This window comes from Methanococcoides sp. (genome assembly GCF_030594565.1).
GTDB classification, from domain to species: Archaea; Halobacteriota; Methanosarcinia; order Methanosarcinales; family Methanosarcinaceae; genus Methanococcoides; species Methanococcoides seepicolus.
In genome coordinates, this window is record NZ_JAUVEY010000070.1 from 1 (window position 1) to 11,193 (window position 11,193).

10 protein-coding genes are annotated in these 11,193 nt (G+C 42.1%); 7 read left to right on the forward strand and 3 right to left on the reverse strand.

Annotation, left to right across the window (positions count from 1 at the left end; translation table 11 throughout):
- Positions 1-330 (forward strand): FtsX-like permease family protein (locus tag QAS77_RS07075; protein ID WP_305064630.1); only part of this gene is annotated, 330 nt, incomplete at its 5' end.
- 1 nt (position 331) lies between these two features.
- Positions 332-1,030 (forward strand): ABC transporter ATP-binding protein, encoded by a 699-nt coding sequence (locus QAS77_RS07080; RefSeq protein ID WP_305064632.1) that lies wholly within the window; start codon positions 332-334, stop codon positions 1,028-1,030.
- A gap of 157 nt (positions 1,031-1,187) precedes the next feature.
- Here the strand turns inward: QAS77_RS07080 and QAS77_RS07085 are convergent, their stop codons facing one another.
- The gene (locus QAS77_RS07085; RefSeq protein ID WP_305064633.1) at positions 1,188-1,976 is read right to left on the reverse strand and encodes an HD domain-containing protein; all 789 of its coding nucleotides are present in this window, start codon (positions 1,974-1,976) and stop codon (positions 1,188-1,190) included.
- A gap of 550 nt (positions 1,977-2,526) precedes the next feature.
- On the opposite strand from QAS77_RS07085, the gene QAS77_RS07090 reads away from it, so the two are divergent.
- Positions 2,527-3,435 (forward strand): TIGR00269 family protein, encoded by a 909-nt coding sequence (locus QAS77_RS07090; protein WP_305064635.1) that lies wholly within the window; start codon positions 2,527-2,529, stop codon positions 3,433-3,435.
- A 54-nt stretch (positions 3,436-3,489) separates the two neighbouring features.
- On the opposite strand, the gene QAS77_RS07095 is transcribed toward QAS77_RS07090, so the two are convergent.
- Positions 3,490-4,395, reverse strand: a complete 906-nt coding sequence (locus QAS77_RS07095) for a hypothetical protein (protein WP_305064636.1) — start codon at positions 4,393-4,395, stop codon at positions 3,490-3,492.
- A 257-nt stretch (positions 4,396-4,652) separates the two neighbouring features.
- Between QAS77_RS07095 and QAS77_RS07100 the strand changes: the two genes are divergently transcribed.
- Positions 4,653-5,018 (forward strand): hypothetical protein, encoded by a 366-nt coding sequence (locus QAS77_RS07100; RefSeq protein ID WP_305064637.1) that lies wholly within the window; start codon positions 4,653-4,655, stop codon positions 5,016-5,018.
- Positions 5,019-5,315: 297 nt separating this feature from the next.
- On the opposite strand, the gene QAS77_RS07105 is transcribed toward QAS77_RS07100, so the two are convergent.
- The gene (locus tag QAS77_RS07105; RefSeq protein WP_305064638.1) at positions 5,316-7,334 is read right to left on the reverse strand and encodes a sodium-translocating pyrophosphatase; all 2,019 of its coding nucleotides are present in this window, start codon (positions 7,332-7,334) and stop codon (positions 5,316-5,318) included.
- A 359-nt stretch (positions 7,335-7,693) separates the two neighbouring features.
- Between QAS77_RS07105 and QAS77_RS07110 the strand changes: the two genes are divergently transcribed.
- The 3 genes from QAS77_RS07110 (at position 7,694) to acs (ending at position 11,020) form a co-directional block, all read left to right on the forward strand.
- Positions 7,694-8,071 carry a hypothetical protein gene (locus QAS77_RS07110; RefSeq protein WP_250868719.1) on the forward strand — a complete coding sequence of 126 codons (378 nt, stop codon included), beginning with the start codon at positions 7,694-7,696 and terminating at the stop codon, positions 8,069-8,071.
- Positions 8,072-8,246: 175 nt separating this feature from the next.
- Positions 8,247-8,381, forward strand: coding sequence for a hypothetical protein (locus QAS77_RS07115; protein ID WP_276575130.1), 135 nt, complete (start codon positions 8,247-8,249; stop codon positions 8,379-8,381).
- Positions 8,382-9,070: 689 nt separating this feature from the next.
- Positions 9,071-11,020, forward strand: coding sequence for an acetate--CoA ligase (gene acs, locus QAS77_RS07120; protein WP_305064640.1), 1,950 nt, complete (start codon positions 9,071-9,073; stop codon positions 11,018-11,020).
- Positions 11,021-11,193 lie beyond the last annotated feature (173 nt).

The following is an 11,193-nucleotide window of genomic DNA, read 5'->3' on the forward strand; positions in this document are numbered from 1 at the left end:
ATCAACATACTTAATAAGAAAAAAGAGATCGGTATTTTAAAAGCAATAGGCATTACCCCCAGATCAATAGTATTGTCCTATGCGTTCCTTAGTACATTCTATGTTTCTTTAGGAATAATCGCAGGATTGGCTTTATATTTATCACTCATGCTTTACTTCCAGGCAAATCCAGTGGTATTCTATGAGACCATGGAAATAAGGCCCGTGATCGATCCTATGCTGCTTATTCAAAGCATAATTACCATGCTTACACTGTCAGTGATAGCCGGAACACTTCCTGCCTGGAGTGTATCAAAAGAGAGCATACTCAAAGCCATATGGGGAAGATGATATGATCGTTGTGAAAGACCTGAAAAGATACTATGGGTCAGGGGAAACTACTGTCAGAGCTCTCAATGGTGTTTCTTTCGAGATAAAGAAAGGGGAGTTCGTAGCCATTATGGGTGCATCCGGTAGTGGGAAAACGACTTTGCTAAGGATACTGGCACTATTGGACGATGCGACCGCCGGAGAATACACCATAAGGGGATTAAAGGTTTCCAGCTTGCCTGAAGCTGAAAGAAGTTATTACAGGCTGACACAGGTCGGTTATGTCTTTCAGGACTATGCACTCATCAATGAGATGAGTGCTGCCGAAAATGTTTATGTGCTCTCCATGATGGAAGGAAAATCAAAAAAGGAATCTTATGAGACTGCCCTTGAAGCATTAGAAAAGGTCGGCCTAAAGGGAAAACAGGACAGGGTCCCTGATGAATTATCCGGTGGAGAAAAGCAAAGAGTAGCGATTGCAAGAGCCATAGCCAAAAAGCCCGACATAATGTTTGCCGATGAGCCCTGTGCCAATCTGGACACCAACAACTCAAAGCAAGTATTGGATGTGTTCAAAGACCTGAATGACAATTATGGCCAGACAATTGTAATGGTAACACATGAACACTGGCATACTGAGTATGTTGACAGAGTGATCACCCTCGAAGATGGAAAATTAATTAGCGATGAGATGATGAACGAAAGTGGGGAAGAGGGATGATTCTGAGCTATTGAGGAAGAAGATTGTTGACATGCCTTACACTGAATGGAAGAAGATTGTTTTCTCGAAGGGTACTTTTCATTACATGAAACAGAATGCCAAGAGTGATAAGCCGTTTACATTGAATGCTATGTTCTTTAAAAGGCCCGGTATAGTTTTACCTTCCTTCCAGAATCGTATTCATATACTTTTCCAGATAAATACGGATCTCGGCAATTTCATAGTTTTGTGGCAGAGCAGTCACTATCTTCCCGATATAATCCCTTTCCCGGACAAGCCTTATGGTTTCAATAAAATTCATATCAAATATCCACGCCAGCCGGGTAAGGTTCATATCATTGCAGGTCTTAACATTTTTTGTACTTGCAACCCGATTATTCAATATATCCTGTAAAAGATCACGGGAATATTCTGATGAATCAGGCAGTTCCAGATCCAGTGCCGGGTTTGGAGAGTCTGCTTTTACGATAAAATAATCTGTTAGAACCTTATAGATATCCAGTTTATCTGCATCCCTTATGATTTTGCAGTGAAGGAGAGTTCTTCTGTCAGGAAGGGACGGCAAAATGTGCACATTGTGGTTTCTGATTGCTGTAAGGATTATTTTCTGTTCTTCATCTTTAAGACCTGAAATTACTTCTTCTGTTTTTAAGATATTTACTCCCAGAAGAGCATGGTTTTCCGAGTCCGTGTCCCTGAAGGTCCTGTACTTATTAATTTGTTCAAAACGACCAATGTCGTGAAAAAGAGCAATGGTCTTTGCAAGATATAAGTCATCATCAGCCAGTTTTTCAGCTTTTGTGATGAGAGAGGCATTATCACATACCCTGATACTATGTCCTTCCTTAAGCATGACGTTTTGCTGGATAAAATCGTCATCTGTGTAGAAAGAGCTGACATAGCGGTGAAACCAGTCCCTGAAACTCAAAAACTCCTTTTCTTTCATTTAATGGCTAAATGTTTTGTTGAGTATTAGGTTTTATGCATGTCAAATATATACATGCTAAGCCGCAGATGCGATTTTATATTGTTATCGGGAAAATAATGTTGATGGTTATTAAAATAAGGCTTTTTAGAACTACAAAACAAAAATATATAATTACTAATTTAATAATACCTTGAAAACTAAGAAAAAATTGCTCATTTTAGACCTTTAGCTAAAAGGGAGCTGACACGATTAATGCTCTATCACTATGATATATTGACAATTGTTCAGAACCAATAATTCATTTTAACATATTATGATTTGATAGGGCAAACAATAATTTTCAAGAATTCGGTTTATTTTCAGATGTTTTAAGTGTGGTCGTGTGTAATGTTTGCACAGCCGCATTGCCATATTTTTCTTTGTATATATCCCCTTCACCCCGTGCGAGGGGTAAGATTCGAAACCACATGCACTCAAATTTTTAGAAGAGTGATGTTTTTACAACTTGCCCATTACCCCAAAGTTCTAATATCATAGTTCCTTTTGAGAAAGAAAGGAGCTCTTCCCAATGTCTATCAAATGCATGAAATGTAACAGGGACGCCATCATATTCCAGAAATACTCCGGTATGCACATATGCAAGAGACACTTTATCGAAGATGTTGAACGTAAGGTGAAACTCACCATCAGAAAACAGTATAAGATCGAAAAAGGTGACATCATTGCCGTGGCATTGAGCGGAGGAAAGGACAGCGTTGTACTGTTATACCTTTTACACAAGATATTCGGCATGAGAAGAGATATTGAGATTGTAGCTCTTACCATTGATGAGGGGATAGCCGGGTACCGCGAGGAAACTCTGGAAAAGGCAAGAAAGCTGACATCCGAACTTGGTATCAGACATATTGTCCGCTCTTTTAAAGATGAGTATGATAAGACCCTTGATGAACTGACAGCACAGGAAAGAGAACTTGGTGCATGCAGTTATTGTGGTGTCTTAAGAAAATCGCTCATGAACAAGATCGCAAATGAGATAGGTGCCACCAAACTTGCCACCGGCCATAACCTTGATGATGAAGCACAGACGATAATGATGAACCACCTCGGAGGAGATGTCGATAGGATGATAAGGCTCTCACCTCCGCGGGCGATCGAGGGGCTTGTCCTTCGTGCAAAACCTCTGAGAAAAGTTCCCGAAAAGGAAGTGGCTCTGTATGCGATCGTCAATGAGCTGCCCTTCGATATGAGCGAATGTCCTTATGCGCATGAAGCCCTGAGGGGGGAGGTCAGGGATATGATAAATGAGTTCGAGGTCAGGCACCCCGGAACCAAATATTCCATAATGAGAGGTTTCGACAAAACGGTGGGATTGATCGCTAAAGAATACCCTCAGGCCGAACTCTCAAAATGTCGTGTATGCGGGGAGACCTGTACAGCAAAACTATGTCAGGCCTGCAAATTGCTTGGACGCAGTTGAATACAGTAGATCTTATCTATTGCCTCTTCTACCACCTATTTTTTAAGCTGGTTCTCAGGGATACTCGAGCAGATCGCTTATGTCATAGAGTTCTTTTCCAGTCCGATCCATGTAAAGACGGGTCCACCATACAGTCACAAGAGGCTGTATCACTGCAAAGGATAGAACAAAACTTAGAAATATCCATGCATTCGCAAGTACTTCCACATAGCTGATGAGCTCACCGACAAGATTGATCGCTATCGACATCCCGATCACTACCAGGTACATTAGAAATACGACTAACTTGTTGTTCATGAAGAAACTGTAACCTATTTCAAGGGCTTCCATGGGATCGAGGCGGTCCAGGACAAGACCAAATCGGACAATGCTGAAGATAATATCGATCACCAGAACGTAAAGACCCCATAGTAAGAACCCGAAGAGTAATAACATACTTGTGAGAAGGGCGTTTTCGGGATTATCGATAAATGAATTGAAGTCACCCATGGTGAGCATACCAGGAATTATAAACACAATTCCCGCGAGAAAGATCAGCGAAATGATGATCCGAGTAAGGAAAAGATTGAAAACATTGTCCTTTCCTGCACGGAACATGTCATCGAAGGTCGTATGCCCTGATGCTGATGCCGCCTGTGCCATTCCTATTGCCCCTGCCTCAAAATATGATTGGACAAATGAGATGGCTAAAAATGCTATCAGACCAAGCACCAGAACTAAAACAATATTATCAGAGAACAGAGACATGAGAAGCTCCATGCTTTCTTCTGTTGTGAGCGAAGATGCGCCCCCAATATCAGACATTGACGTTGCAGCTACAATGAACGGTATTATGAAAACAGCCATCATTAGAATGAAAAGCGATGCCATCATGTTCAAAAAGAAAGGAACAGCAATTCCATAATTATGCGACCAGGTGCCGAACCCTTTATTCAATATTCTTCCAAGATCTTCATTCATTTTTAGTAGCTCCTTGAGACAGGCTTAAACCGTAGCTGACATTATATAAATATTACATAGATATAATATCTGTGATGATCTGATCACTTTAACATCAGCACAACAATATTTGCCACATCTTTAATTACTAACAGAAATTAAATAGTAACAAGTGAGGAGGAATTTTTCTGGAAGAAAATAAGGGGAAGGAAATACTGGTTATCGGGCACTGTCTTGCAAATGTAAGTTCAAGGCTTAAAGGGATAAAGGCACCTCCATTGGTTGATACAAAGGGAAAGAACATTGTACAATTGCCATGTCCGGAACTGATCTATCTTGGTGCATCCCGAAGGGAAATTACCAGAGACCAGCTTGAAAATCCAAATTACAGGAGATTCTGTCGTTCACTCTTTGAGCCTTTTGCAGACATGATCGAACAGTTCTATCAGGAAGGTTATGCCATTAAGGTACTGGGAGTTCCCAAGAGTCCTTCGTGTGGTGCACAGACAACAACAGTTGGCGGTCCTGCAGGACGTGTGGAGGCATTCACACATGACAACGTTGTAGGTACCGGAATATTCTATGAAGAGATAGCTGAAGAACTGACACGGCGTGGAGTTCTCTTTGAGATGGTGGATGCTTAAAATTGAGATAAATCGATAAAATCCATATCGCGTTTAATCCTTAAGCAGTGATCGACTATCGATACATATAGAATTATTAGCAAATTGGCTGACGGGAAGAAGTATTCTTCCAAATATAATAACTTCTATTACTGACCTTCAGCCATCCTCATTATTCTGAAAGATCAAAGATGAAGAGCTTAAGCTTTGGCATTCGACAATATACTCAAAGCAATGAAATTAAACTGAAATTAGAAAAAAAGAAAAGAAATGGACCGGGATATTCCCGACCCGAAATTCGTTTTTAAATTGTTCGAATCAGAACAATCCCTTGCCGATGAACAGAGAAGAGAACAGGATAGCGATCATGTTCACGACTTTGATCAGAGAGTTAAGTGCAGGACCTGATGTGTCCTTGAATGGGTCACCGACTGTGTCACCGACAATTGCTGCCTTGTGAGCATCGGAACCTTTCCCGCCATATTGGCCGTCTTCGATAAGTTTCTTTGCGTTATCCCATGCTCCTCCACCATTGTTCATGGTCAGAGCAAGGAGAAGACCTGAAACGATGATACCGATAAGCAATCCACCAAGAGCTTCCGGACCAAGCACGACTCCAACTAAAAGTGGAACGAAGATAGCGAGGATACCTGGAACTACCATTTCACGGATAGCTGCTGCAGTTACGATGTCCACACACTTGCCATATTCCGGCTTTGTGGTGCCTTCCATGATACCAGGGATCTCCCTGAACTGGCGGCGAACTTCGTTAACAATAGCGAATGCTGCTTTTCCTACTGCCTTCATTGTGATAGCAGTGAACAGGAATGGAAGCAGTGCACCGATAAGAAGACCAACAATAACAATAGGGTTGTCAAGGCTGAGCGAGCCTGCTTCGAGGTTTACCTTGTACCTGTAATCTGCAAAAAGCGCCATTGCACCGAGTGCTGCAGAAGCTATGGCATAACCTTTTGTTACAGCCTTCGTTGTGTTTCCGACCGCATCGAGTGCGTCGGTGATCTTGCGTACTTCTTCAGGCATCTTTGCCATTTCAGCGATACCACCGGCATTGTCGGTGATAGGACCGTATGAGTCAAGTGCTACGATCATACCGGTTGTGGACAACATTGCTGCTGCTGCAATAGCAATACCATAAACACCTAATGCAGGGTCTGTTGCACCGCCTGCAATGAAGTAGGAACCAAGGATACCTGCAATGATGATTATCACTGGGAGTACCGTACTTTCGAATCCAATAGCGAGACCGGAGATGACGTTTGTACCAGCACCAGTTTCGGATGCCTTGGCAATTGTCTTGACCGGACGGAAGCTTGTGGAAGTGTAGTATTCTGTAAATACTACCATCAATACCATTATGATAATACCCACGATGGATGCGTAGTACAATCTCATGTCACCCATGAGGGAATCGGTCACGAAGTAGAATGCAACCAGACAAAGAATTGCTGATACAGCAACTCCTTTATAGAGTGCTTTCATGATCTTTCCATCGCTGCCGACCTTCACGAAGAACATGGAAATGATGGACGCGAAAATAGCCACTGAACCGAGGATCAATGGGTAAAGGATTGCGTTTGGATATGTTTCAAGGATAAGGGATCCAAGAAGCATTGATGCAAGGACGGTAACGACATATGTCTCGAACAGATCTGCGCCCATACCCGCACAGTCACCGACATTGTCACCTACGTTGTCAGCAATGACACCGGCGTTCCTTGGATCATCCTCAGGAATACCAGCCTCGATCTTACCTACAAGATCAGCACCGACATCGGCAGCCTTTGTGAAGATACCTCCACCGACCCTTGCGAAAAGGCTGATAAGACTTGCACCGAAACCGAATCCGATCACAAGGTCAACATCGCCGAAAATAATATAGAAACCACTGGTACCCAGCAGTGCAAGACCTACTACTGCAAGTCCTGTTACAGCTCCACCGCGGAATGCGACGGACATTGCTTCCTGCAAGCCCTTTGAAGCTGCGTGTGCTGTCCTGACATTAGCCCTGATAGATACGTTCATTCCAACATATCCAGCAAGTGCGGATGCAGCTGCACCAACGATGAATCCTATTGCGATCTTGCCACTGTCGTCTCCCAGAAGGAAGAACATAAGCGCAGCAAGAATAATTGCTACTACAGCTATGGTCTTATACTGACGGTTCAGATAAGCCATAGCACCCTCCTGGATCGCAAGTGATATGTCCTGCATTTCCTTTGTGCCGGTTCCTTCCTTAAGAACACCGGAAGCAAAGAATGCAGCAAATGCCAAGCTTACGATACCTGCCAGAGGGGCAAGGTAAATTAAACTATCCATATTCATACTCCTTTTTGTTTAGATCTAATAATTATTTGATCAATATGATACATTATATAAAGGTCACTGAATTATCGCTCCATTGAAGGAACGAATCGTTCAACTATATAAGATGCTAAATGCAGGTTGAAATAGAACACACAAGATATGAATGTATCGATTGTAAAATGTTAAATTGTTGCACTCTCTGCGGATTTCACATGTGTTAGACCCGCCAAATACAAATTATTCCAATAGTTTCATATTTTGCGTTACTAATATTTACTTGTAATACAATTCAACTGAATATGAGATCATTTTCTTTCATAGTAATATTATTGGTCCTCTTTTCCACATTTCTACCCATATGCGCATACGCTATGCCAGAAAATAATGATATCATCCACCTTGATAAAGTGGTCATGAGCTTTGACAAGACCGATGCCTCGGTAACGGTAACATATAACCTCAATTTCTTTGCCAGAATGTACATTCTTGCCTTTGGTACAAGGTATCTTGAATCCTCATTCATGGATATATTCTCAAAATATGAGAATGCAAAGATAGAGGAAGTTGGATATGACACTGTTAAGATATCGCTAAAGGATGTCTCAAGGATCAGTGATGACTACTACCTCCACGACAGCCGTGATCTCGACACCATAGTGCATTCCATGGAAGTCATCTACCCCAATGGACAGACCAAAACTGTAAACGATGTCAGAGCAACTCCCAGTATATTCTATCAGCAGATCTGAAAAGAAGATATTTCAATAACTACATAATGGACCTTTTTGTTATTCATACCAGGAGATATCTCACAATAAAATGCATGCAATACGGAACTGATCACGGTGTTGATTATCGTTTGCATTGTGATAACGAAATGTCTCTTTTGCGCACATATCCGTACGCCATGTCGAGGAAGGTAATGTGAAAAAGGAAGAGAACATCTTTTTGAACATAACCGGAGAAGGGTCCGAACGGTTCAAGAAGGACAATGTTCGTTACAAAGAAGACCATCCACCACTGCTTCAGCCCCAGATGTTCCGCTCGAGGAAATATTAACGATCCAATAGTAACTAACCGATATTGACAGAACAGTTAAATATAAATAAGAAGTGATTAACATTCGCAATTTATTTATAACATTGTTAACAAAAGAACATATGGCGCAGGTAGTTTCTTAGACGTACCACCACACTCCCCATTCCCAAATTTTTTAATACCTGCGCTTATCATATGACGAACAGATCACATTTCCTCTATTCTTGTTATAGTTCCATTCTCAAGATAAGCTATGCTATCGCATACATTTTTTAGCACACTTATCAATGGGAGATAAGTAAATAGGAACACTCTTTTTTCCTGCACCCTTTCAATAAGTCTCAATATTGTACCTACAGCCTGCAATTTCATCTTTTACAGTTTTGTGATCAAAGGTCATACGCTGAATGAAAGTAACATAGTATCAATAATTTGTTGATTCGTATTATTAAATAATATTAATATTTAAAAAATTAAACAAATTAAGCATACATTCAAGATCGATATGAAAATATCTCGATAAGAAAGTGCTATGAATAACTAGAATATAACTTATTTTCAAAAGAATATGAGAACAAATTATTATTCATAATACAAAAATAAGATGATACAAGAATTATTGAAAAGAGTGAAATATAGACCACTAAACATATACAGGATTAATCGTTAACTTTTATATACGACATTAAAAAAATATGGACTGGGGACATATGACAGAAACAATAGAATCTTTACTTAAAGAGCAACAGGAATTCCAACCACCGGAAGATTTTGTAAAAAATGCCAATATGAACGACCCTCACATATATGAAAAAGCTGAGGCTGATATCGAGGGGTTCTGGGAGGGATTGGCCGAGAACATTGACTGGTTCAAAAAATGGGACACTGTCCTTGACTGGCAGCCTCCGCATGCAAAATGGTTCAACGGTGGAAAACTGAATGCATCCTACAACTGTCTTGACCGTCATGTCCTAAAGCATGGTGATAAGACCGCACTTATATGGGAAGGAGAAATGGAGAACTCCGAAACATACACCTACAAAGAACTCAGGGATGCAACTGCGCGTTTTGCTTCAGGTCTGAAAGAGCTCGGTGTGAAGAAAGGAGATGTCGTTACTATCTATCTTCCGATGATACCGGAAGCTGTCATAGCCATGCTTGCATGTGCAAGAATAGGTGCACCACATAGTGTCGTATTTGCTGGCTTCTCATCAGAAGCACTGGCACAGCGCGTGGAAGATGCACATAGCCGTTTTGTCATAACATGTAATGGTTACTTCCACAAAGGAAATCTCATACAGCAAAAGGAAAGAGCCGACAAAGGGCTTGAAAATGCCCCGGCGGTCGAAAAGGTAATTGTGGTAGATCATGCCGCAAACGTAATTCCAATGAAAAAGGAAAGGGACGTATGGTGGAACGATGTCATTCATAACATGGATTCTGAATGCGAACCTGAACCCATGGATTCAGAGGACATACTTTTCATCATGTACACCAGCGGAACTACCGGCAGACCAAAGGGAGTTGTTCACACGACCGGCGGTTACATGGTCGGGACACATGTGACATCGAACTGGATCTTCGATCTAAAGGATGATGATATTTTCTGGTGTACTGCAGACATCGGATGGATCACAGGACACTCATATCTTGTCTACGGGCCTCTCTCCAACGGTGCCACCATTGTAATGCACGAAGGAGCACCTGATTACCCGGACAAGGGCAGATTCTGGGACATTGTTGAAAAATACGGTGTGACGATATTCTACACAGCACCTACCGCAATACGCACTTTCATGAAATGGGGAGACGAGATCCCAGAAAAGTATGACCTATCCTCATTGCGACTTCTGGGAAGTGTGGGTGAGCCCATTAATCCAAAAGCATGGCTCTGGTACTATGAGATCATAGGCAAATCGAAATGCCCCATCGTTGATACATGGTGGCAGACAGAGACCGGAATGATAATGATAAGCCCATTGCCGGGCATCACTACGATGAGACCGGGAACTGCAACCCGACCATTCCCGGGAATAAAAGCCAATATCCTGGATGATGAAGGCAATGAAGTACCAATGGGATCAGGAGGCTACCTTGCCCTTCAGAACCCGTGGCCAAGTATGATACGTACCATAAACGGAGACGAACAGAGATTCATTGACACATACTGGAACAAATGGGGAACCGATACGTACCTTGCCGGTGATGGTGCACGTAAGGATGAGGACGGTAATTTCTGGATACTTGGAAGGTTGGACGATGTCATCAAGGTATCAGGTCACAGGCTCGGAACAATGGAGATCGAAAGTGCACTGGTCTCACACCCTTCGGTTGCCGAAGCTGCAGTTGATGGAAAAGTAGACGAGATAAAAGGAGAGGTCATCTATGCCTATGTGATCCTCGAATCATCCTGTGGTGATTCCTGTTCACTCCTTGAAGATGAATTGAAGCAGCATGTGGTGGATGAGATCGGACCTATCGCACGCCCAAAGAAGATCATCTTCACCGAGGAGCTGCCAAAGACGAGAAGCGGCAAGATAATGAGGCGTGTTCTAAAGGCTATTACGAATGGAACGGAGATAGGGGACATATCCACACTCCAGGATCCGGCAGTTGTTGAAGCTCTGAAAAGAAAGGTTAATGAAATAGGGGAACAATGAACTAAAATAAAACGGACCAGCTATTGTATGTTCGGCTGGTGAGATACCGGACCTTAAAGGAGTTGCCCAATGGAAAAAAAGAACCGACTCATCCTTGCTCTGGATGTAACTGACAGAGAGCATGCCCTTCGTATCGCTAATGAAGTTTCCGACTATGTGGATTCCATAAAGGT